Origin of the sequence: Anaeromicrobium sediminis, from assembly GCF_002270055.1 — a bacterium.
In the GTDB taxonomy this organism is placed as follows: domain Bacteria; phylum Bacillota; class Clostridia; order Peptostreptococcales; family Thermotaleaceae; genus Anaeromicrobium; species Anaeromicrobium sediminis.
Genome location: NZ_NIBG01000003.1, coordinates 54380 through 79151, shown reverse-complemented (window position 1 = coordinate 79151; position 24772 = coordinate 54380). Strand labels below are relative to the sequence as shown.

The 24772-nt window shown below is 31.0% G+C and carries 26 protein-coding genes; 10 read left to right on the top strand and 16 right to left on the bottom strand.

The annotated features are described in order from the left end of the window. Positions 1–6: 6 nt before the first annotated feature. From CCE28_RS05075 to CCE28_RS05035, 9 genes are all read right to left on the bottom strand, one after another. Complete coding sequence (locus tag CCE28_RS05075; protein WP_095131634.1) at positions 7–903, bottom strand: ABC transporter permease; 897 nt, start codon at positions 901–903, stop codon at positions 7–9. A 14-nt stretch (positions 904–917) separates the two neighbouring features. After that, complete coding sequence (locus CCE28_RS05070) at positions 918–1844, bottom strand: ABC transporter permease (protein WP_095131632.1); 927 nt, start codon at positions 1842–1844, stop codon at positions 918–920. An 84-nt stretch (positions 1845–1928) separates the two neighbouring features. Further along, on the bottom strand, positions 1929–3554 hold the full coding sequence (locus CCE28_RS05065) for an ABC transporter substrate-binding protein (RefSeq protein ID WP_095131630.1): 1626 nt from the start codon (positions 3552–3554) through the stop codon (positions 1929–1931). A 12-nt stretch (positions 3555–3566) separates the two neighbouring features. After that, a complete protein-coding gene (locus CCE28_RS05060; protein WP_095131628.1) occupies positions 3567–5489 on the bottom strand; it encodes an alpha/beta hydrolase family protein in 1923 nt (640 codons plus the stop codon). Between the two features lie 199 nt (positions 5490–5688). Beyond that, on the bottom strand, positions 5689–5892 hold the full coding sequence (locus CCE28_RS05055) for a hypothetical protein (RefSeq protein WP_095131626.1): 204 nt from the start codon (positions 5890–5892) through the stop codon (positions 5689–5691). A 1-nt stretch (position 5893) separates the two neighbouring features. After that, complete coding sequence (locus tag CCE28_RS05050; RefSeq protein WP_095131625.1) at positions 5894–6373, bottom strand: hypothetical protein; 480 nt, start codon at positions 6371–6373, stop codon at positions 5894–5896. Positions 6374–6475: 102 nt separating this feature from the next. Then, a complete protein-coding gene (locus tag CCE28_RS05045; RefSeq protein ID WP_095131623.1) occupies positions 6476–7036 on the bottom strand; it encodes a nucleotidyltransferase family protein in 561 nt (186 codons plus the stop codon). A gap of 17 nt (positions 7037–7053) precedes the next feature. Continuing rightward, a complete protein-coding gene (locus CCE28_RS05040) occupies positions 7054–7590 on the bottom strand; it encodes a GNAT family N-acetyltransferase (protein ID WP_095131621.1) in 537 nt (178 codons plus the stop codon). Between the two features lie 27 nt (positions 7591–7617). Next, positions 7618–8340: an NAD-dependent deacylase gene (locus CCE28_RS05035; protein ID WP_095131619.1), complete on the bottom strand. Its 723-nt coding sequence runs from the start codon at positions 8338–8340 to the stop codon at positions 7618–7620. A gap of 313 nt (positions 8341–8653) precedes the next feature. Between CCE28_RS05035 and CCE28_RS05030 the strand changes: the two genes are divergently transcribed. Both CCE28_RS05030 and CCE28_RS05025 read left to right on the top strand, forming a co-directional pair. Further along, positions 8654–9406 carry a hypothetical protein gene (locus CCE28_RS05030; protein WP_095131618.1) on the top strand — a complete coding sequence of 251 codons (753 nt, stop codon included), beginning with the start codon at positions 8654–8656 and terminating at the stop codon, positions 9404–9406. 411 nt (positions 9407–9817) lie between these two features. Next, complete coding sequence (locus CCE28_RS05025; protein WP_095131616.1) at positions 9818–10117, top strand: magnesium transporter CorA family protein; 300 nt, start codon at positions 9818–9820, stop codon at positions 10115–10117. Between the two features lie 212 nt (positions 10118–10329). Here the strand turns inward: CCE28_RS05025 and CCE28_RS05020 are convergent, their stop codons facing one another. The 3 genes from CCE28_RS05020 to CCE28_RS05010 all read right to left on the bottom strand — a co-directional run bounded on the left by CCE28_RS05020 (position 10330) and on the right by CCE28_RS05010 (position 12435). Continuing rightward, positions 10330–10755, bottom strand: a complete 426-nt coding sequence (locus CCE28_RS05020) for a GNAT family N-acetyltransferase (RefSeq protein ID WP_095131614.1) — start codon at positions 10753–10755, stop codon at positions 10330–10332. A gap of 211 nt (positions 10756–10966) precedes the next feature. After that, entirely contained in the window at positions 10967–11725 is a 759-nt protein-coding gene (locus tag CCE28_RS05015) for an EFR1 family ferrodoxin (RefSeq protein WP_095131612.1), read from the bottom strand. Between the two features lie 146 nt (positions 11726–11871). Further along, positions 11872–12435: a TetR/AcrR family transcriptional regulator gene (locus CCE28_RS05010; RefSeq protein WP_095131611.1), complete on the bottom strand. Its 564-nt coding sequence runs from the start codon at positions 12433–12435 to the stop codon at positions 11872–11874. 280 nt (positions 12436–12715) lie between these two features. On the opposite strand from CCE28_RS05010, the gene CCE28_RS05005 reads away from it, so the two are divergent. Further along, entirely contained in the window at positions 12716–13051 is a 336-nt protein-coding gene (locus CCE28_RS05005) for a hypothetical protein (protein WP_141228314.1), read from the top strand. Positions 13052–13301: 250 nt separating this feature from the next. Here the strand turns inward: CCE28_RS05005 and CCE28_RS05000 are convergent, their stop codons facing one another. The 4 genes from CCE28_RS05000 to CCE28_RS04985 form a co-directional block, all read right to left on the bottom strand. Next, a complete protein-coding gene (locus tag CCE28_RS05000) occupies positions 13302–13751 on the bottom strand; it encodes a staygreen family protein (protein WP_095131607.1) in 450 nt (149 codons plus the stop codon). Between the two features lie 42 nt (positions 13752–13793). Beyond that, entirely contained in the window at positions 13794–14234 is a 441-nt protein-coding gene (locus CCE28_RS04995) for a staygreen family protein (protein ID WP_095131604.1), read from the bottom strand. A gap of 252 nt (positions 14235–14486) precedes the next feature. Beyond that, positions 14487–15500 (bottom strand): formimidoylglutamase, encoded by a 1014-nt coding sequence (hutG, locus tag CCE28_RS04990; protein WP_095131602.1) that lies wholly within the window; start codon positions 15498–15500, stop codon positions 14487–14489. A gap of 265 nt (positions 15501–15765) precedes the next feature. After that, positions 15766–16347 (bottom strand): hypothetical protein, encoded by a 582-nt coding sequence (locus CCE28_RS04985; RefSeq protein WP_095131600.1) that lies wholly within the window; start codon positions 16345–16347, stop codon positions 15766–15768. Positions 16348–16625: 278 nt separating this feature from the next. On the opposite strand from CCE28_RS04985, the gene CCE28_RS04980 reads away from it, so the two are divergent. The 7 genes from CCE28_RS04980 to CCE28_RS04950 are packed head-to-tail and all read left to right on the top strand — an operon-like array spanning position 16626 to position 24675. Beyond that, entirely contained in the window at positions 16626–17702 is a 1077-nt protein-coding gene (locus CCE28_RS04980) for a hypothetical protein (protein WP_095131599.1), read from the top strand. Between the two features lies 1 nt (position 17703). Then, positions 17704–18666, top strand: a complete 963-nt coding sequence (locus tag CCE28_RS04975; protein WP_095131597.1) for a GNAT family N-acetyltransferase — start codon at positions 17704–17706, stop codon at positions 18664–18666. Between the two features lie 3 nt (positions 18667–18669). Continuing rightward, positions 18670–19971, top strand: coding sequence for a B12-binding domain-containing radical SAM protein (locus tag CCE28_RS04970; RefSeq protein WP_095131595.1), 1302 nt, complete (start codon positions 18670–18672; stop codon positions 19969–19971). Position 19972: 1 nt separating this feature from the next. Beyond that, on the top strand, positions 19973–20587 hold the full coding sequence (locus CCE28_RS04965; RefSeq protein WP_095131593.1) for a class I SAM-dependent methyltransferase: 615 nt from the start codon (positions 19973–19975) through the stop codon (positions 20585–20587). A gap of 12 nt (positions 20588–20599) precedes the next feature. Next, positions 20600–21970: a B12-binding domain-containing radical SAM protein gene (locus CCE28_RS04960; RefSeq protein ID WP_095131591.1), complete on the top strand. Its 1371-nt coding sequence runs from the start codon at positions 20600–20602 to the stop codon at positions 21968–21970. Position 21971: 1 nt separating this feature from the next. Further along, positions 21972–23291 carry a B12-binding domain-containing radical SAM protein gene (locus tag CCE28_RS04955; RefSeq protein WP_095131589.1) on the top strand — a complete coding sequence of 440 codons (1320 nt, stop codon included), beginning with the start codon at positions 21972–21974 and terminating at the stop codon, positions 23289–23291. A gap of 10 nt (positions 23292–23301) precedes the next feature. After that, a complete protein-coding gene (locus CCE28_RS04950) occupies positions 23302–24675 on the top strand; it encodes a B12-binding domain-containing radical SAM protein (protein WP_095131587.1) in 1374 nt (457 codons plus the stop codon). Positions 24676–24772: the final 97 nt, after the last annotated feature.

Genomic DNA, 24772 nt, shown 5'->3' with positions numbered 1-24772 from the left:
CTCTTGTTATTTCAATCTTGGATCAAGGGCATCCCTAAGTCCATCTCCAATTAAGTTAAGTGATAAAATTGTTGCCATAATTGCTAAGCCAGGAAAGAGTACTATATACATTTTATCCCTAATAAAAGCACGTCCTCCTGCTAACATGCTTCCCCATTCTGGTGCTGGTGGTTTTACACCAAGACCAATGAAACTAAGTCCTGCCGTAGCCATGATAGCCGTTGCCACCTTTAGGGTTGAGTATACAATAATAGGTGCTAGACAGTTTGGTAGTACATGCTTAATAATAATAGTATGATCCTTTGCTCCAATGGATCTTGCCGCTTCTATATACTCTTGGTCTTTTACACTCAAAACGGCTGCCCTTACTACCCGTGCAAAACCTGGTATATTGGAAATTCCAACGGCAATCATTAAGTTAACAATACTAGCCCCCATTGATGCCACAATAGTTATGGCTAATAAAATGGCTGGAATGGCAAGGAGAACATCCAGAAGTCTCATAACTATATTGTCAAGTTTCCCCCCATAATAGCCTGAAATGGCCCCTAGAGTCCCACCAAAGGTTAAGGCAATTCCTACAGAGATCACCCCTACAAATAGAGAAATTCTTGTTCCATGAACAATTCTTGAAAATATATCTCGTCCATATTCATCAGTTCCAAACCAATGGTTAGAGCTTGGTTCCTGCAGCCTTTCTTTCACATTTAGTTTAATAACCTCACTATTGTAATCAGCTATAAAATCTGCAAAAATTGCCATAGTTAAGAAAATCATAATTACAAAGATTCCTATCATGGCCATCCTATTTCTCTTTAATCGACGCCAAACATCAGCAGATTGACTTCTTTTCTTATATTTTTTCTTAATATTTTCTGCCCTATTAATAGAAGTCTCACTCATAAAACCCACCCACTCTACTCATAATTTGCTTTAATCCTAGGATCAATATATGCATACAAAATATCAATCACTAGGTTTACTATACTAAAGCACACGGAAAATATAATAATACATCCTAAAACCATGGGGGCATCTTTTCTTTGAATGGACTCTACCATCAACCTGCCAATTCCTGGCCATGAAAAAACCGTTTCAGTTAAAATGGCTCCCCCTAGTAAAACACCAAACTCTAAACCTATGACTGTAATGGCTGGAATAAGAGCATTCTTTAGAGCATGTTTCCTAATTACAACCCTATTACTAACTCCCTTTGCCTTTGCTGTTCTAATATAGTCTTGTCTCACAACTTCAAGCATGGATGACCTTGTAGTTCTGGTAATACTGGCTGTTGATGCTACACCTAAGGTGATTGCAGGTAGTATTACGCTTTTGAAACTATCTGCTCCCCCTGATGGAAACCACCCGAGCCCTAAGGCGAAAATAATGATTAATATAAGGCCTAACCAGAATGATGGCATGGAAATTCCTATGAGAGCTAATACCATTCCTAAATTATCAAATATGGAGTACTGTTTCGTTGCTGAAACTACACCTATTGGAATGGATATTCCTATTGAGATGAGAATACTAAGTACCGTTAACTTAAAGGTGTTAGGAAATCTTGAACCGATTTCAGCGGATACGGCCTTCCCCGTAGCATAAGAATTTCCCATATCTCCAGTTACTAAATTCCCCATATATCTTCCATATTGAACTATAATCGGATCATCTAGTCCCATATCTGTCCTCAATTGTTGAATTGATTCTTGTGTAGCCCCCTCACCTATGATCATTGCTGCCACATCCCCAGGAGTCAGGCTGATAATAAAAAACACTAAAAAGGTTACCCCAACCACCACTGGTATTAGCATTAATAATCTTTTAATTACATATCTAATCATGGGCCCTCCTAATCTATATTTCACAATTTTAATTAACTAAATCATATGGTTCTAAAGGAACCATATGATTTAGTTATATTATTTTTAGTAATGAAGCTTATGTAGATTAGCTAAACCTTGTGGATTTAACTCTACACCTTTTAATTGACTGTTTGCACCAACTAATTTATTACTTACATAAAGAGGTACCCATGGTGCATCTTCCATTACTGTTGCATGTAACTCGTTATAGATGGCTTTACGCTTAGCTAAATCTAGTTCTACTCTACCATCTGCTAATAATTGCTCAACCTTTTCACTTACATATCTTGTTCTGTTTTGTGCTCTAATACTGCCTTTACTAAATTGTGGTGTTAATGTGGCATCTGGATCTGGATTTGACGTCCATCCAAGGACGAACATTGATTGCTTTCCAGAATTAGTTGCTTCAAGATAAGCACCCCATTCAAACATTTCAATATTAGCAGTTACTCCTACTTCCATTAAATTAGCCTGAACAACTTCAGCAGTTCTCTTTCTTAAATCTCCTGATGCCCATAAATCAATAGTTAGATTTCCATCATATCCTGCTTCTTTTAAAAGTTCCTTTGCCTTTTCTGGATCATATATGTAATCCCCATCCTTTTGACCCATTATGGCTGTTGATGTTACTGACTTAGCAACAGTCCCTGCACCATTTAATGAAATCTCTAATATTGCCTCCTTGTCTATTGCATAGTTCATAGCTCTCCTTACAAGTACATTGTCAAAAGGAGCCTTTTCAACATTCATTCCAACATAGGCAATTGATGTGGATGGTTTTTCATATAAAGATAACTCTGGATTTTCTTCTACTTTAGCTGAATCCATAGACTCTAAACTTGCAATAATATCTACTTCTCCTGTTTCAAGGGCAATTGTTCTACTTGTTCCTTCTGGTATTACTTTAAAAGTGATCTTTTTAGCCATACCCCTGTCAGCTTCGTCATAATACTCATCATATTTTCCTAATACTACCTTATCCCCTGATACCCACTCTACAAACTTATATTGACCTGATCCAACTGGCATTTTCCAGTTATCATCCGATTCCACATAGTGTTTAGGCACAATAGATACACCTGCATGGGCAAGAGTATATAAAAATGGTGCAAAAACCACTTTGGTTGTGACTTTTACCGTATACTTATCTACAATTTCTACCTTTTCTACTTCTGCTAAAACATGTTGTACTGTTGGAGATTCCTTTGATCTTTCCATACTGAACTTAACATCTTCAGATGTGATTTCTGTCCCATCGTGGAACTTAACTCCTTCTTTGATTTTTAATAACCATTCCTTGTCTGATGGTTGTGACCATTCTTCAACTAAATCTGGCACTGCTTCAAATTCCGTATTTAATTTAAAGAGTCTGTTAAATAGTAAAAATGATACTTTTTCTGATGCCGTATCATTATGTCCTTGAGGATCTAATGATACAATATCTGATTCTAGTGCTACTTTGATTTCATCCTTAACAATTTCAGCCTTTTGTGTATTCTCCTTTTCATTATTAGCTCTTTCATTACCTGGATTTTCTACCTTAGATCCGCAGCCTGAAAGTGTACCTAAAATAAGAACTAGGACCATACACATACATAACACTTTTTTTAACAACCTTAACCCTCCCTTATTCATTTTCATGTCGTATTTAATCATGTGATTTTTCTCATTTATTTTAAATGTCTCCATCTAAAATCATCCTTAAATTTTCTCCTTTTTTAAGTACCTATTGAACCAATTTAGCATTTCCTCATGTCGAATTTTTTTGCTTTTAGGCCTTCCCCTTACATTTAAGTTATGATTCTCTTTTTCAAAAACACATAGTTTAGTATCCACTCCGTGATACTTTAATGCAGAATACATGTTTAAAGACTCAGTATAATTACACCTATAATCTTCTTTTCCGTGAATAAATAAAGTTGGTGTTTTTACATTGTTTGCCTTCATAATTGGGGATTGTTCAATATAGACTTCACTATTGTTCCAAGGTGTATTTTTATTTCCCATATATTCAAATATATACTTATATCCAATATCTGATGATGTAAAAGCAGTAATCAAATTACTAATTCCACTCTCAGGCACTGCTCCTTTAAACCTGTCAGTTCTGGTTATAATGTAGTTGGTCATATATCCACCATAGGATGGACCAGTTACTCCAAGAGCATCCTTATCTATTTGAGGGTATTTACTAATTACTTCATCAGTAAATGTCATTAATTCTTTATAGGCTCTAGTGCCATAGGAACCTCTTATATTAGAAAAATCATCACCTCGACCGTCACTCCCCTTTGGATTAGCATAAAATACATAATAACCATTGGCTGATAATAATTGCATATCATGATGATATACATGACTGTATATTAATTTAGGGCCACCGTGGATCATTAACACACCAGGATACTTTTTACCTGGCTTAATCCCTAAGGGTGGAATAACCCAACCATCTATGTCAATTCCATAATTATAAACTTTCATATATTCTGGCACACTAAGATGTCGTTCTTTTAATAACCAATCATTATACGCTGTTACTTGACTCAACTTATCATCTTTAAAATAGTAAATTTCATGAAGACCTAACCCTTTTAACCCGATAAGTACCATTCCTTCTTTTAAAATTCCATAACTGTCAATAGTGGTTAAACCCGTTTTAAACGAGGTTAGGTTACCTTTTCTGCCTATTTTATTTAAAGTTACCCCATAACGATCTACTGTTAAAAAGTAAAAATGTTCCTTTTGAGTCATTACAGGACGTGATATGGAAAATCTACTATCCGATACAACCCCTGGCATTTCATTACTCTTATGAAGAGGACGGCCTAATGGTTTGCAACAACCAGTTGATGTATTAATGAAATATAACTGGCCATTATCATTGCGGCTCTTATTTCTTAAGTCTACGCCTGAGAAGATTAACTCTTGAGAAGATAATACATCCACATAACTAATGCGATAAGTACCATTAGTCCATCTTCTTATGGATTCACAGGTCAAATCAAATGTATATACATTAGAGGCAATTGATTTTATATTTCCGCCTTCAAAGGCAGTAAATACAATTCTATTATTTTCAAAATCAAATACAATATCATCAATATGAATATTTGAATCAGTTAAAATACTAATTTGAGAGTCCTTATTATTAAATTTAAGCAAAGAAGTCCTACTTTGAGCTGAAAACCCTACGCCCTCTTCATAAAATGGTAGTTTTTCACCACTATGAATATAATTTTCACTACTATTTTTCTTAACAGTGACAGTAAAATAGATATTTTCACCACAAATACTAAACTTTTCAACCTTATAGGGAATTTTGGCATATGGATGAATTTCCTTTGTGTGAAAGTCATAATGGTAAAGTTCTGTATGTTCTTCCTTCCAAACCTTAAAAATCACTTTATCACCAAAAAACTCAAAATCATCCGGTTCAATACTTAAAATCAAGTGTCTTGTCTTTAAACCTTCCAATTCAAATACATACACATGTTTCTCATAACAATTAGCTTCTAAGTTTAGTGTATTAACAAAATAGAGACCTCTAGTCTTTTTTCCATTCATTTTTAAATTAGTCAAGACATGGTTTTTTAAAAAATCATCACATTCAATTCTTTTTCTCATCTCTTCACTTCTTTCCTAATAAATATATGCAATTCTTATACTAATATTTCAGTAAATGATAACAGTTTTAGCAAGCCTTCCATTCAGCTCTTTTTATATGGTTATGATATATATATCTTAGGTATGTCCTTAATCTATATATGAGCAATAAAAAAGCTCTAGTTATTTAAACTAGAGCCTAAATTTATATACCTATATTTTATTTCTTTAATTTAGCATAATCTGATTTCAATCCTATAAATTTAAAATAAAAATGAACTACACATACTATTATCAAAAATATCCATACTCCTACAATAGCTTCAAAGAATTGACCTACAAAATTTTCATATGTTATTTGCAATATGCCTATGATCAATAGGGTTAAAGTGGCCATTAAAACTACCTTAGGATTTTTCCACATCTTACTCCACCTTCTTTACTCTTTCACTTAGAAATTCCTCCACATATTCCTTATATATCCTCTCCACATCCATAATTACTTTCTTTTCTCCCTTAAATATCTTCACATCAAACTCTACTAGGTCATAGGGTTCTCCATAGTTGCTTATCCATTTATAGTTTTTTATCTTCTCCCAATTTATAATATATTCAGGAGTGTAAATACCGTTCTCACATAATTGTGTTTTTAGTAATCCTTTGTATAACCAAACTACTCCACAAAAGAAAAATCCCATTCTTATACTAAATTGTTCTATATTAGAAGTCTTCAAAAATAACAGGACGGAAATAATTACATAGGATATTCCCATAAATAATCTATGATTGATTCCGTTTCCATTTGAAACCAAAATTTCTCCTCTACTCCTTCTTCTTATCTCTGCTCTAATTAGATAAAAATAGATAAGAATTATATTAAAAGTAATAAAAAGTATAGTAATCATATGAACGCTCCCTTAAAATTAATAGATACTACAATTATATTATTTTTACCATAAGAAATTTGTAAATTTTTGAATGAAATAAAAAAAACTCTAGCTTTTATGCTAGAGCAATCCATGTATATTTTTTTCCACTTTTTTAGGTAGATGATTATTTAATGCTCTTTTTAATAAGTATGGATGTATTACTTTGTTCTTATTCAAATAATCTTCTATTAATTTTACTTTATATTGCCTATTAGGAATTAGATTGTATATGACATACCAATCTTCTAAAGCAGTTAAAGGGACTTGTATTTCTCCCATATGCATATATGCAGTAATAGATTTTTCATCAAATATGTAATTATATTGACCAGAACCATGATTAATAACAAATCCAGCCATCACATCTATGTCTATATGATCTATAACATATTCATAAAAGTACTTAGTAGAATAGGTCCCTACCTTTTCTCTTTCCTTTTTATTTCCTAACTTTTTTAATAATGCGTCTGCCTTTTCTATATGATCTTCATGGACAAATATGTCTATATCATTTATTTCATCTATTAAATTATAATGATTTAATAGTATGGATGCCCCCACTGCCCATAGGATATTTTTTTCATTAAATTCTTTGGCTATCTTATATAAAACATTAAATAGTGTTTTCTTATCTGTCATTTTATCTCACCTTCATATTAATCTATTAAAAGTCCCATGCATAAGGAATCATAAAATTTGCCATCTGTAAAGAAGTCTCTTTTTATGCTACCTTCTTCAACAAATCCAAGTTTTTTGTATAAACCTATTCCAGATACATTATCTGTTCTAACTCTCAGATTTATCTTTTTAATTATGTTTGATTCTTTTGACCAATGAATCAGGTATTTAATAAGTTCTGTACCTATTCCCTGCCCCCAATAATCTTTTAATACACTTACTCCCATCTCTCCCGTATGTGCTATTCTAGGTCTTCCACCTCCTGAAAAGCTTAGGTTTCCCACTATTTTACCTTCTATTTCTGCTACTATGAATATAGCATTGTCCTTCTTTGATACACTTTCAATAAATTTCTCTTCTTCTTCTAAAGTTATGTTAAATTCCCCTTGACCGAAAGTTAGAAAATCTGATTCTGTGCTTATTGCATCTATGTATTTCATCATTTCTTTAGCATGGGATCTATTCCCTTCTTTGATTATAAGTGTACTTCCATCTTTTAATTTTATTTCCCTCATTATAGCTCCTCCCATATACACTCTATACTATTCTATAGCCTCTTCTAGCTTTCTAAGTACATCTCCCGCACTACCTAATATCTTCAAATGAAAATCATAGTCTTCATCCACATCTTCCCTATTAATAAGTACCTTATTTCCCTTCATCATAAGGGGCAACTGATTTACTGGGGATACCTGAAGACTTGTACCTATAACAATCAATAAATCTGCCTTTTCTATATCCCTTATGGCATTATTCCAATCCTCTTGTGGTAAGGACTCACCAAATAATGTTACTCCAGGCCTTAACATACTACTTCCACATTCCTTACAATTATGTTTATTTAAAAATTCCTCTATAGTAGCTTCCTCACTGCATCTTTCACATCTTATCCTTTGAATATTTCCATGAAGCTCATATATATTTTTAGTTCCTGATAAATTCTGTAATCCAGATACATTTTGAGTTGCTACACTATGTATTAATCCCTTTTCTTGTAATTCTGTCAATATATAATGTCCCCTGTGAGGTTTGCATTTTGTTAAATTATTTATTCTCATAGAGTAAAATTCATGGAATAATTCATAGTTGCCATATAATGCATCTGTACTTGCCACAGTCCTTGGGTCTATATTTCTCCACCAGCCATCTTTGCTTCTAAAGTCTGGTATATTACTTTCCGTATCCATGCCTGCCCCTGTTAGTATTACTGTTAATTTAGAGTTTTCGATCATCTCTTTAAGTTTTAATATTGCACCTTCTATCATTAATTGCTCCTCCTTATATGTATTATTTCTATTAACCACCACTATTTATAAATATCTTCCTAATTCTCATGGAATTTTATTTTTTACGTCCGTATACATATTTCCCTTCCACTTTTACTAAAGCAATTCCTTCTTTTTCTAGTAAACCTTGTCTTTAAATATAATACACAAATTAGATTTTGTTACATTATATAATTATTTAGTTTTATAGAATTACAGTTTTTGGAAATGAATGTGGTATAATTATATCCATGGATCATGCATTAAACTAATGGTTAATATCAAATCAATACGCACAAAAGGAGAAGATGTTATGGTTATAAAAAATCCTATTTTACGCAGATTAATGAAATGCTTATCTTGGACAGTAACCACATTTTGTTCTGGAGAAGAAATTTCTATAGACGAAGAGCTATTTTCTTGTGATAGATGTGGTAACTATGGCTCTTTTGATTTAAGCGAAAGCCATAACACCTATGTTGTATGTGGTAAATGCAGTCAGTCCCAACTCCATAGACACTGTACAAATTGTCAAGGCTCAGATGTGATTATACTAAATTCAAGAAAAAGACCTCAATCATTTATATGTGAGTCCTGTCATAGCACGCAAAAATTACCTATTGATATATATAATAACCCAGTCGTAGTAAATAAAGAGAGTATAGACGACTATTGTAAAGAACTGCATAAAAAAAGGAAAAAGAAGAAAACAAAGACTTGGAAGCACAAATTCATGTCTGATGAAAATATAGAAAGAATGATATATATAGCTATAGCTTCCCCTGTAATATCCTTCTTAATATACATCACGAACGACTATTCAATAACTTTTTCTCGCTTTTTATTAACTTTCGAAAATTTCCTGATTTGCGGGGTAGGCGTAGGATTCTGTATACCTACCTCCCGAGAACGTAAAAAAAATTATTCACGGGAGTCTTTTCTATGGCCTTCGATCAAAATTATTTTTTTTATACTTTTTACATTGATCATAGTCACTTCAATTGGTGAAAAATTAACTGTCTCAACTGGAATTAACTTTCTTAAATATATAAGAGTAGAAAACTAAGAACAAAAAATGATATCAGGGTAATCAACGGTCACCTTGATATCATTTTAAATATTATGATTAGATTATTAGATATTATAAAACACTTACTTTTTACTAGTAACCATATATATGGCCCCAATAGCTACAATACCCATAACTATAATTGCTATGTAAGATATATTCATACCATCACTCCCTTACTTAATATACTGTAATTATTTTTATTGTCCCTATATATAGGACTTCATATTCCTTTCAAGCTTAATTATTCCCCATTATGTGATCTTCTTTTCAGTTATTATTTAAGATATATATGTTTTATTGGAAATATTGGCTATACCCTAAATTAAAAAATAATTTCTATATGATCTTTTCTATAATTTAGTATACTAAGTTATAGAAAAGATTTTTATAAGAAAGGAAAGGGTTATGAAAAAAAACATACAAGAAAAAGAAATTATTAGAAAGTTTCAGAGAGCACAAACTACCAATATGGTAATTACAGGAGTCTCTTTATTTATACTTCCACTACTGGTTATTAGTGGATTATTAGCTGAACACAATCAATTAGCAATAGAAAAACCATTATTATATCTATGTTTTGCTATTATAGCAATTATGTTTTTATCTAATATTTTTTTAAGACGATGCCCTTATTGTGGCATGTTTATGGGAAAATACAGATTTTTTCCTTCAAGTTGCCCAAACTGTGGCGTAAAACTAAAGTAATATTTTTATCTAAAAACGCAAAAGAAAACTCCCATCTTCTATAAGTAGTGGGAGATTCATTTTATCAATTATTGTCTAAATTAAAGGTTAATATAGGTTGTATAGCGTGCATTAACTATTAGTTAAACGCATAATTTCCGTTTATAATCATTACATAGACAATCCCAAAATTTGTAATTTCATAGAACTAAATGACTAATGTAATTAGTCCATTACTTATTTTCCATTAATTCCTTTACAAAATAATGGCGTTTACTAGTTAGTGGATATTCTTCTAATGTGAAAACTTCTTCGTAACCTAACTTTATATAAAAATCTCTAGCTTGAAAACTAAAAGTATCAAGAAATGAATATTTACAGCCTCTTTTTATTGCTTCTTCCTCCACATCTTTTAATAGCTTTGAACCTATTTTTTGCCCTCTTAAATTTTCATCAACCCATAAAAAGGTTATCTCTAACCAATTACCATGAGTTGTTGCTGAAATGCCTCCTATTTTATTGTCATCTTCGTCACTAACAAAAATTGCTATAGGCTTAACTTCTTTTGACTCAATATGAGAAAGATTGTATTCTATTAACTTGTTGCGAATTTCACTAATCTCTTCCTCTTTGGGATTATCAGTTCTTATATATTTCATAAATCCTCCCTTTTAAAATTACTTTTATATTTTTCTAAATTAATAATTTTACATAAAATAATGACTTGAAGCATAATAAAAAGTGATGATACTTCTCATCACTTTTTATTCGGCTTTTATTCTTTTTATCCTCTTAATACTTTATTATTTTAATTCTCTTAAAATATAGTTATATTCTATTTCATGTTTTATTGCATCTGTTAGCAACTCATTAGTTTTGATTATTGGCTTCCATAATTTCTCTTAATTGTACATTTTCATTTCTAAATCGCGCTTTGCTCTTTTCCCCTTTCAATCTAATGGCGTTTTGTGGGCAATTATGAGTACATGCATAACATCTGATACAATTATGTTTAAACTCAGGTCTATCATTAACGTGAATATTATTTACTGGACAAACTTTTTCACAAACTCCACATCCATTACAATGGCTTTCCACCGTAAATTTCTTATCATAATCTCCAACTTCTTTTTTATACATATGGTTGCCTAAATTGCTAAGGTACTTCATTAAGAAGTTTGATGTTTTTTTCAATTCTCTCCTAGATTGGATATCCTCAAGGATCATCTCCATGTGTTCGTCAATTCTCTTTGTATGTTGGTCCCTAATTTGTTTATCCATATCATAGAATTTTATTGAATTATCTACCATCAATAGGCTGTTCATGTAAGACAACTCTATACCATTTTTTTTGGCAATCTTTTCAAAATGTTCTAGTACTCCACCATGTGTTTTACCATATGTGACAATTCCAAAGATATAATCAGATTTCAACTTCACTTTTTCAAGAAATTCTTCCACTATGGTTGGAGTGCTTACGGCGTAACATGGAAATATAATGCCAATTTGATCATCTTCAAAAGTAAAATCTCCTTCTTTCAAAACCTGTGGTATGGAATGCAGCTCTCCTCCAAGTTTTTTAGCTACAGCAAGACAATTCCCTGATGCTGTAAAGTAAAATAGTTTCATGTGTGAATTCCTCCATTCATCAAATTTATTTTATCAATAGTTCTGTAAGTTTTAATATGGATAACAATCGCCCAAAGAGTGACTAGTCACTCTTAAGATGGCCTAAAATACGAGGAACATTACGTTCCTCATTACAAACTTAATTATTATTTCAGTATGCCTTTAAATAAAAGTTCAAAGACACTATCCATATGGACATCGATATCATCAACCTCGTTATTTATCAGATGAAATGACAAGGCATTTGTTGCTCCTGCCATACAGATAACTAGTAGATTAAAATCTTCGTCACTAATTTCTCTGTTTTTCTTCAAAAGGTTCTTTCTTTCACAAGCAACTTGTAATGCATCTTTGCTAGTTTCTTTATTTACACAGTTGACGTAAGGTGAATTATTAAACTGCCCTTGAAATTTCAGATATTCGGGATTCTCGATGCCCCATTTTACGGTACTTTTCCAAAGTGATTTCACCGCTTCTTCCGTTTCAAGGCTTTCATCAAATTTACTATCTATATACTGTTTAAAATGTAACTTCACATACATGTAGATTCCATTGATAAGCTCATCTTTCGTCTTGAAACGATTGAATAACGCCCCGTTAGATACGCCTGCAGCTTTTGCAATTTTCGATGTGGATGTGCCATGGAATCCAAACTCATTAAAGAGTTTCAGCGCTTCTATTATAATAGTTTCTTTTGTATTATCGTTCACAAATACCCTCCTCTTTCAAGAGTGACTACTCACTCTTATTTTATATACTCTTTTAAATTTTGTCAACATTATAAAAAGTAATGATATCTATCATCACTCCTTATTCGTCTTTTATTCTCTTAGGCCTCTTAATCCTTATTATTTCAATTCACTTAAAAAATAATTATATTCTATGGCATGTTTTTAATCTCCAAGCTACCTTAATAACATAGTAACAACTTGTCCCAACCAGCATATATATATCGATAAAAGAAGATCTATAGCAAAAAATAAATTTAGATTGGAGGAACTTACAATGGGATTAGTATTTCAAACTGCAAACATAACTAATGGTCAAGGTTTTCATATATTTACTTTTGATGCTGATATAATTAGTTCTCAAGTTTTTATTAAAGGATTTAATGTTCAGTATCCTAGTGGAGATCACCATGTAGCAAAAATTGAAGTAGATACCACACAAATTGTGATGGACCCAAGAAGGATTAAAGTACAGGTAATTGTTACTATGACCGATAACAGTGGTAATCATCAGGATAATTCTAGCTCTTTTGTTGAAGTTGTAGTTGTTGCAGTATTACAAGATCAAAACAATTATTTGATGGTTACTGAATATTAAATAGTTATTTTTCTGTTTTGTTATGAAAAAATACTAGGGTATAATCAATAATTCACAAAATATAGATTAACGTATTATAATGTTAAAAAGGTGGTTATACCCTATATATTAAATTTTTTCCCCTCATATTCCCTATAATATCCATAGTATGTTACACTAATTTTTTTGTATATGGAATAAAGTTTTAATCATAATTTTTATTCTAAATAACAAAAGTGATAAGATTTTTTTCTTATCACTTGAGTTATTTTTAATATATTTTCCAATCTCCTGCTACTCCCCATTGTTCCACATGATCAAAGTCCTCATATGGGGATTGAAAATGTATGAATATGGGTGTTTCATATAAGAAAGGCCTACTTTCAAATAGACATCGATCTCCATACATTATGGCCTCTAATGCCAATGGTAATTCCCTTACGAAAATTTCATATCTCTTTTTAACAAGCTCTCTATTTTCGCCTCCAAGATAGACTGAAAATTTTAGTATACATTCTGTTCCACAACAAAACCAATGGCCTAACACTTCATCCCTCATGGGACCTATCCTTTCATAAGCGTATCTTCTTCCTATTGCCAAAAATAATTCTGCTGTTTCATCACTATGGGTTAAGGTATAGTGTCTACCTAGTATGGGGGCTACGGGGGTTACTCCTTGAAAATAGTCCACTTGAAGCTTATTTGGATCTAATCTACTCATAACAAGCACATCCTTATTTTCTAATTATTTATATAATCCCTTCTAGTCTATTCTCCAATTATCTACAGTTTTCCATCTCTGGGGACCATAATATGGAGATGTGAATTCTACATAGATAGGAGCTCTACATAAACAAGGATTAGCTTCTAATAATAATCTATCTCCATATACTATGGCCCCTAGTGCTAATGGTAAATCACATCTGCATTTTGCATATCCTTTTTTAATCTCTGCCCTTGTACCACCGCCTAAAGGACAACAGCATTTTAGCACATATCTGTTTTTTATGCATGTCCAACGTGCCAGTAACATTCCTCTCATAGATCTTACATTTTGAATATTATATTCTCTACCTACTGATAAATATATCTGACATGTTTTCTCACAACAGGTTACGGTATAGCATCTATTTAATATGGGAGCAGTAGGCGTTACTCCTTGTTGAAAGTTAACATAAAGATGCTTCTGAATTAATGCACTCACAGTAGCACCTCCTTATATTATTACTTAATATAATTTATTCATTGTCCAAATTTATTGTTACCTAAGTAAAAAAGGCATACTTCGTATGCTTCGCTATGGAACCCTATGGTTCCCTTCGACGCAACTGAAGTTGCTGAGCACCCTCCTTTAAATAAGCAGGGGAATTCTTCCCCCACACCCCCTTCATTTTTTTACTTATCCACAGTTTTGAAAATTTATAGTTTTTCATAGCGTAAAAAATAACCTATCCATTTAAATGGATAGGTTATTCATCTTAGAAATTGTGTTTACCACTGAAAATATTAATACGGCTGCCAAGTTTGCCGTTGTATTATCTTGGTCAAAACGAGGTGACACCTCAGCTATATCAAAACTTATTACTTTTTTAGATTTTAATATATATTTCATAAAGTTAAGTACTTTTTCTGGCTCTAGTCCTAACGGCTGAGTAGCACTTACACCTGGCGCATATGCTGTAGAAAATACATCTGCGCATATGGTCATATAAATATGATCCTGAGTTCTCATGAATTTATCTATAGTTTCAAGTAAGTTCCAACTATCTCCATTTCTAATGTCCTTAGCCAATATATAGTTAGCTCCTAACCCCTCTGCTGTTTTAAATAAATCTACTGTATTACTATGTTTTTGGATTCCTACGCACATATATGAATAATTAATATCTTCTTCTTCACATACATCAGCTATTTGTCTAAACATAGTTCCAGATGTTCCACCATTTGGATATGGTCTAATATCAAAATGGGCATCAAAGTTTATTATTCCTATATTAGGTTTCTCATTTTCTTTCCTTAAGTGACTAAGTATTCCCTTGTAATGACCAAAGGCCACTGCATGACCTCCACCTAGTACAATAGGAAATAGATTCAGGCTAAGTATTTTCTCTACAGCTTCACCTAAATGTTTTTGATTTTCTTCTAGTGTTCTATTTTTGCAGATTATATTTCCTGCATCAAATAATTTCACTTTTTCACTAAAGGAGCATGGTAAATGTGATAGCTCTTTTCTAATACTCTCTGGCCCCTTAGCAGTACCAGTTCTTCCCTTATTTCTCTTAACTCCTTCATCAGATGGAAAGCCTATGAATGCAAAACCTACTTTTCCCTCAAAAGGTTCTAAATCATCTCTATTTAAATCTAGTGGTTTAACCCATTGATGCCATCTAAAGGCATCATAATTAATCACACTATCTATCCTTCCTTGCCAATCATTTTTGTCCATGGGTCTATAATTCTCTTGAAGCATTTAGCTTTTCCTCCTGTTTGCCTGTTAAGCTTATTTTACCTTATAATCATACCATTATTTATTTTATAGTAAAGGCCTATATATTAGCAGGTTTACTCAATATTATTAATATTTCATTTATATATGATTTTAGCTTATATATACTTTGAATTTCTCCTTATACCTCAGTTTCTATTTCTATTCCTAAAAACAAAAAATCCTGAAGAATCAGGATTTCTTGCTTATAATCTTTTAAGGGTTAAGTAAGTCAAAAATAAGTTCATCTTTATGCGGTTGCAACAACTTCTTCACTAATATCGTATAAAATATTATGAAATAAAAATTCTGTTTCCCCCATAGGATCAAAGTTCTTACAGCTTGAAAAATATTTTTCTACCTTCCTTTTCCAACTCTTATCCTCTGGATTATGGACTATCATTATTTCTATAAAGTTTTTCTTTTCCTTGCATATATAATAAGGTAATAACTCTAAGGCAAATGAAAAACCATCCCTATCTCTAAAATATTTCTCCATATAAAATTCTTTTATGAAGAAATAATTTGAATTAGCAAATGAGAACTTAAAGGTCTCTTCATATTGCTTACTATTATACTTGTTCTTTTCATATTCCTTATCATTCTTTACTAGGGCTCTCCATAAATCTTCTTCCCTATAACCCATACTACTAAATATCTCTTCCATTGACATATTGTTTTTTCCTTGTTTCATCTTTAAGCAATTAAAAACTACTCCTTTTATGAAACCAATGGTTTTCTTTCCGTACATTATCTCGAATATAATATCATAATGATACGGAGAATAATCATTGGAAGATTCTAATTTTAGGTGTATCCTATCTTCAGCCATTTAAAATCCACCCCCATTAAAGGCCGTATAAATAATGTTATATTTTCTACTATCTATTATATTGGGTATTTAGACCTTTTTGTGGGATTTTGTTAAATTTATTATTATCGGTTTTTTCAAGTATCACCATAATCTGTAAACACCTTAACTATTTGTAAATAATTATGTTTTTTCATGTATATATCTCCATATATATGTAACTTTTTTGTAAAATAATGAATTTTTTCTTATGTGATATAATTAGATAAATTCATGTAAATTGTAGGTGAATAAATCTTATGGAATTAAAAATTCTAAATAAAAATGAAGTAAATGAATATATAAACTTTGTAAAAAATATTTATAAAGATAATGTCCTATATAGAAATTCCATGTTAAATGTAATGAGTGATATTTTAAAGGAAAAAAGTGAAATATGTAAATCTTCTTGGATTGAAGCCATTATGATTTACAAGGAAAATAAACCTGTTTTATGTGCCACTTTAGCAGTAGTAGATAGAATGGATGAAATCCTTCAAATCACTTATTTTGAAGCTATAGATAATAATGTGGATTCATTTAATCTTTTTATGGACCATGTTTTAAAACGAGCGCGTGAAAAAGGCACCAGTAAAATTTCTGCTGGTCTTAATCTACATGTTAATTATGGTTTAGGCTTTTTAGCCAGTGACTATGATAAAAAACAAAGCTTTGGTATGGCCTATAATAGTCCTCATTACAACGACCTATTTTCAGATTTTGGATTTTCCACTATTGATCTAGTTAGTTATCTTACTAATATGAAGGATTTTAGCTTCCCTTTAAATGATAAAATCCTATGTAAAATTAGAAGTCGATTTAATGTTAGGAAGGCATCCTTTAAAGATTTAGAAAGGGAAGCACGTATATATACCCATATAAACAATAGGGCCTTCGTGGATCACCTTTTTTATTACGAGCGTAGAATAGAAGAAGATATGGAACTTTTTAAAGATTTTAAACATCTTTTAAAGGAAGAAAATCTTTTATTTGTAGAATATAAAGAAAAACCTGTAGGTTTTATGCTTTGGTATCCAGATTACCATGAACTTATGAATGTTAATGACAATTTAGGAATTAAAACAGTAATTAAAAATAAGTTATTTTCAAATAAAATAAAGAAATTTAAAATAGTAGAAATGGGAATCTTACCTGAATTTCAAAAGACTGGCGCAATTTTAGCCCTCTTTGATTATTGCAATGATTTAATTAAGGATAGATATGAGATATGCGAATCAGGTTGGATTTTAAAGGATAATATGGACTCCAGGAACTTTGGTATTAAGTGGGCCCACAAGGAGTACAAAAAATACAAGGCCTATTTGTTAGAGGTTTAATATGAATAATATGGAAACCTATAATACAATAGATGAGTTAGAACATGTATGGGATAAACAGTTTAAGATAGATTCTATCAGTTCCTTTGAAAGTCTTAAAAATTTAGAAAAAAACAATCCCTGTTTCCAAAGGTACCATGTGGATTTTAATACTAATAGTTTTATTATAGATTATAAAATAAATATTAATATTTTTAAATTTAAGGGGCCATTTAATTTAAGGTTTCCTTTAAATATAATCGGTATGCCCTTTTCTGTTAGTAAAAAGGGCTATAGTTTTAGTAATCTAGAGAAATATATAAAACACACAAAGGGCTTTAAATTAATTTTAAATAGTGATAATAATTTAGATTTTCCAAAGGGATATACTCTTCCCTCCTGTGTCTTAGATCTAAATTTTAAATCCTTTAATGATTATTTAAATTCCATGAGAAGTTCCTATAGATATAGATTAAAAAAATCCCTATGTAAGGGTGGACCTATTCATATAGAAGAAATTGAAAACAGTTCCTTTGATCAAAAACTATATAACTTATATTTGCAGGTTTATATGGATTCTAAGGAAAAATTAGAAAAGCTATCTATAGATTTTTTTAAAACCTATCCTTCAAAGATTTTTGTATTTAAATTAAAAGAAAAAACTGTAGCCTTTGTTCAGCTAGTACACAATGGTGATGAATTAATCTTTTTATTTGGTGGATTTAATAAAAAAATCAATTTAGAGTATGATATCTATTTAAATATGCTCTTATTTATGGTCAAGTACGGAATAGAAAACAATTTTAAAAGCATAGATTTTGGACAGACGGCAGAAGAGTCTAAGTTGAAGGTAGGATGTACTTATAAAAAGAAATACATGTATCTTCATCACCATAACCCACTGGTAAATAGGATTTTATCTAAGATTATTCCCTATTTCTCATATAAACCCTATAGTATAAGTCATAAAGTATTTAAGGAGTAGCCTATGAAAGTAATTCTTTTAAAATGTCATAAAAAAACTCTTTTTTCTTATTTTGAGCCAGTGGTGACAGAACCATTGGAATTGGCATATTTACAAAGTGTATTAGATGAGATAAACATTCCTAGTTTAATCCATGACTCCCTATTTATTAAGAAGTCATACAAAGATTATATAAAAGAGTTTAATCCCCACATAGTATATCTAACAGGATATGTTACGGCTACTGACATTATTATTAATAGGGCTAAATGGATAAAGGAGAACTTTCCTAATATAAAGATTATAGTTGGAGGGGTCTATGCTCAAATAAACTATGATGATTTTCTGTGTGATTATATAGACTATATAGTTAATTCTCCCAGTCTTCTATCCTTTAAAAAGTTAATTTTAAACATAAGAGAAAAGAAAAGTATGAGTAATGTAGATGGTATAATTTTTAAGGAAAATGGTGAGTGGGTAATAAATGATTCCTTTAAAGTACAGTATTGGGAAGACTATGTGCCTAATAGGAAGTTTTTTAATAAGTATAAACATAAAACAAAATATTTAAATTATAATAATATGGCCCTTTTAAAGGCCTCCCATTCCTGCCCCTTTAGCTGTAATTTTTGTTATTGTAAATTATTAAACGAGGGTCATTATATAACTCGTAGTAATGAACATATATTAGATGAGATAAAAAGTATTACTAGTGATTATATTTGGATAGTTGATGATACCTTTTTAGTAGATAAAAATAGGGTTATGGACTTTTGTGATCAATTAGAAAAATCTAATATAAGCAAGAAGTTTATAGCCTATTCTAGGGCAGATTTTATAAGTTCTAATCCTAATATAATTAAGAGATTATCTACTTTAGGATTTATAGATTTCATAGTGGGAATGGAAGCCGTAAGTACCTCTGAACTAAATTCCTATAATAAAAGTCTAACTATTAATGAGAATATACGCACTATAGAAATACTAAAAAATTATAATATAAACCTTACGGCCCTTTTCATAGTCAATCACAATTATACTAGGGAAGATTTTAAAACCCTACGAAATTTCATTAGGAAATATAAACTAAAAACCTATACCCTATCAATCTTTACTCCCATGAAGGGTACTGAAATTTATGAGGAGTACAAGGATTTAATGGATAATGTATCCTATGAGAAATTTGATTTTTTAAATTTATTAATAAAACCTATCCATTTATCTAGGGGTAGGTTCCTATGGAAGTTTTATAAAACCTATGTACTTCAACTCTTTTATAGTAGTAATTACATGAAGTTTTTATTTAATAGATTGAGAGGTAATTAATATGAGTTTAAAATTCATGTGGGATTTTTGGGCCAAGTATTATGATAAATTATGGGTTCAAAAATATTCATTGACTCCCACTAGAAATAAAATAATAGACAACTTAAAAATAGATGAAAATTTTAATATATTAGATGCTGGATGTGGTATAGGAGAGCTTTTAAGGGATATAAAAGATAAATTTAATTTTATTAATTTAAACCTGTACGGAATAGACTATTCTCCTTACATGATAAAAAGAGCAAAGCATATGGACTCTACCATTAATTACGAAAATATGGATGTATCTCATGTAGATAAACATTATTCTAATATGGATTATATATTATGCAGCCATTCTTTTCCCTATTATAAGAATAAGAGAGAAATATTAAAAAAGTTTCATAGGGTGTTAAAAGAAGATGGAACTTTATTATTAGCTCAGGCCAGCGAAAATAGTTTTTATGATAAATTAGCTCTTTTTTTCGTAAAATTCACTACGGGTAAAGCCCAGTATTTAAGTATTAATAATATAAGACTTTTATCAAAGGATTTATTTGAACTAGAAAAAGTAGAAATCATAAAGGAGAAATCTTTCATGCCATCCATAGTACTCTTTGTACTAAGAAAGATTTAATGGGGTGAGCCTATGAATATACTACTAATAAGACCAAAACCTCATAAAGAAACTATAGGACTACAACATGTCATGATATGTGAACCCTTAGAATTAGAATACTTATACTCTAATATTCCATGCCATTTAATAAATAAGGTAAAGGTTCATATTATAGATATGATAATAGAGAAAAAATCTATGGATTATTTTATAAAAAAGTACAATCCTACCCTAGTAGCCTTTACAGGCTACATAAGCCATGTGAATATAATTAAAAATTATGCCCGGGAAATAAAATTCATAAAAAAAGACACCTATATAGCCGTAGGTGGAGTCCACGCCGAAGTAGTGCCAGAGGATTTTTTAGATGATAATATAGATTTTATTATTAGGGCTAACGGAATAGACACCTTCAATGAAATAGTTGAAAGTATAGTTAATAATACTAGTTTTAATCATATAGATGGAATCTATGGTCCTAATAAGCCTGTAGTTAAAAAAATGGAGTTTAACTATAACTTTCCCAATAGAAAAAGTGTTTCTAAGTACAGAAAACATTATTATTATATGTTCCATAATCCCTGTTCTTTAATAAAGACATCCTTTGGTTGTCCCTATAATTGCAGCTTTTGTTTTTGCAAAGAAATAACAGATGGTGCTTATTTTAAAAGGCCCCTTTCCTCTGTTATAGATGAATTAAAAAGTATCCCAGAAGATGAAATATATATAGTAGATGATGATTTTTTAGCAGATAAAAATCGTATAGAAGACTTTTGTGATAGATTAGAGGCGGAAAATATAAAAAAGAATTATCTAGTATATGGTAGGGCGGACTTCATAAGCTCAAATGAAGATTTAATAAGACGATTTTCATCTCTAGGTCTCAGGGCTGTAATTGTAGGCATTGAGTCCTTTAGGGAAACGGATCTGGAAAAATACAATAAAAAAACTAATATTCATATAAATGAAAGAGCCATAAAAATACTACAAAAATATGATGTGGAAACTTACGCCACCTTAATTTTACCTTTAGATTATACTAAATCCGATTTTAAGGATTTGGCCAATTGGCTTATAGGACTTAATCTTACATTCATAAATTTGCAACCTTTAACCCCCTTAAAGGGTACAGCCATTTATGATGATTATAAAAAAGACTTTATTATAGATGAAAATGAATTTGAAAAATGGGATCTAGCCCATCTAGTATTAAGACCTAAGCATCTTTCCATAAGGGAATTTTATATGGAAACAATAAAAACCTATTATAGGGTTACCATGAGGCCTAAAAATACTATGAGGCTCTTAAAAAAATATGCTTTCAAAGAAAATTTCAAAATGTTTATTGGAAGTTCCCTAGTAATTATGCAGTATATAAAGAAAGTTATAAGGGGTGTTTAAGATGAAGAAAAAAATCCTTTTAATACAGTCAACTCCTTATGATTCTAATAGGGAGCCTATTAAAAAGTCTAAATTATATTTTGTTGGTTTAGCCATGCCCCTTTTAGCTAGTCTAACTCCCTCTGATTGGGAAGTGGAAATTTGCCTTGAGACCATAGAAGATATCCCCTTTCATACGGATGCATCTTTAATAGCCATAGGAAGTATGGGACATGCCATAATAAGGTCTATAGATATTGCTAAGGAGTTTAGGAAAAGGAGTAAGACAGTAATCCTTGGCGGATATATGGCAAGCTTAATGAATGAGGAAGCCATTAAATACTGTGATAGTGTCATAATTGGAGATGGAGAATTGGTTTGGAGTGAAGCCATAAGGGATTTTGAGAAAGGACAGCTTAAAAAGTTCTATCAAAAGAATTTAACTAGTTTATCTACTCCACCGCCCCGCTTTGATTTAATAATGAATAAAAATATAGGAGATTTTTTACCAGTTCAAGCAGGACGAGGTTGTCCAAATTCCTGTAGCTTTTGTTCCGTTTACTGCCTTTATAAAAACTCCTATTTAAAGAGGCCCTTAGATGAAGTTATTAGGGATATAAAACAAGTAAAGGATTTAGGCTTTAAAAAATTCTTATTGTTAGATGACAATATTATATCTGATAGAAAATATTTAGAAGAATTTTGTAGAGAAATAAAAAAACTAGATATGAAATGGCTCTCCCAATGTTCCATCAAAGTAGGAGAAGACAAGGATCTTTTAAAATTATTGTATGATAGTGGATGTATAGCCTTAAGCTTTGGCCTTGAAAGTATAAACTATGAAAGTTTAAAATTTATGGATAAATGCTGGGCAAAGCCTTGGGACTACTCTAAGCTAATTAAAAATATTCAAAATGCAGGTATAGATGTATCTACAGAAATGGTTGTTGGAGCCGATGGAGATACATTGCAGTCCATACATGATACGGCAAAATTTATTGAAGATAATAAAATAGTAGTTCCTAGATTTTATATATTAACACCCATACCTGGAACTAAATATTATGATGAAATGAAAAGAGAAAATCGCATTTATATAGATGATATCTATTCCTATGATGGCTCTCAGGCAGTCCATATACCTAAGCATATGAGTCCAAAAGAGTTAACAAAAGCCTATTGGGAATTGTATAATAGGGTATTTTCTTTTAAGTCCATATTTAATAGAACTATTTTTAGAAGTGACTTTTTTAAAAGAATGGATAAATACTTATTTTATTTCCTGGTGAATCTCTTTTACAGATATCAAATAAAGAAAAAAATAACACCTAATATTTTTTAGGAGGTGACCGATGAGAGTCCTTTTAGTAAGACCCCCAAGAATAAAAAAGGCCATAGCCCTTGGAGAGTTCATGTACAGTGAGCCCATTGGCCTTGAAATGGTATATAAGGTCTTAGAAGATAAATACGAAGTTGAAATATTTGATATGATGGCTGATAATATGCCTTTAGATGAAAAAATTAGGGCTTATAAGCCCCAAGTAATTGCCATAACCAGTCTTTGTATAGATGTGATTAAGGTTTTAAGTATAAGTAGACAAATAAAAGAATTAAATAATTCCATAGTAACCATAGTAGGCGGTACCCAAGCTTACTTAAATCCTGGTGCCTTTATGGATTCATCCATGGACCATATTATGAAATATAGTAATGAAAAGAATCTATTAAAATTATATGGGGAGATAGAAAAAGTTTGTGAAATCCCTCTTATAGATGGAGTTTTAAGTAAATCTAGAAATTATGAAGATTCTAAGGTGCCTGGAGTAAATGAATATATCCTTCCTAATAGGAAATCTACTCAAAAATATAGACATAATTATTCTTATTTTGGATATAAACCAACTGCCATTATGGGTACTAGTAGGGGATGTGCTAAGACCTGTAGATTTTGCCTTCGCTGGAGGATAGAAGGCCATGCGGAAGAATACTTCCCTATGGATATGGTAAAAGAAGATATAAGAAATATAAAAGAAGATTATGTAATGGTATTCGACAATGACTTCCTGCATAATAGCGAAAGAATAAATGAAATTTGCAATTTTTTAGAAGATGAAAAGATAAATAAAAAATTTATCTGTTATGCTTCTGTTCATAGCATATTGGAAAATAAAGAGACGGTAAAGAGATTTAAAGATAATGGCCTAGTTGCCCTCTTAGTAGGATATGAAACCTTTAAATCTGATGAACTTGAGTATTATGAGAAAAAATCTACCATAGATGATAATTTGGAAGCCTCTAGATTTTTAAAAAGTATAAATGTGGATGTATGGGCATCCTTCATGGTTCATCCCGATTGGACTAAAGAAGATTTTAAAGGTTTTAGACAATATATCAAATTACTATCTCCTCAAGTTTCAAGCTTTAGCCCCTTAACTCCTTTCCCAAATCTGCCTTTATATAAGGAATATGAAGATAGATTGTTAGTTAAAAAGGATGATTATGAGAGTTGGAGTTTTGGTCAAATAACCATAAGACCATCAAATATGTCTTTAAGCTCTTATTATTTAGAAACTCTAAAGACTAATTTCTATATAAATTTATTTACTAACAATGTTTTTTATATGGTAAAAAAATTTGGCATTGGAAGGGTTATACGATTATCCCAAGGTTCCTTTAATCTATTAATTAAATATTTAAAACTAATGGCGAAAAATTCTAAAAGCTAAAAAGGCAGATATCATGTTGATATCTGCCTTTTTTAATAAAAAAATATAATACTATATACAAATAATATTATCTGTGTTACCATCTCGATGTAGCATA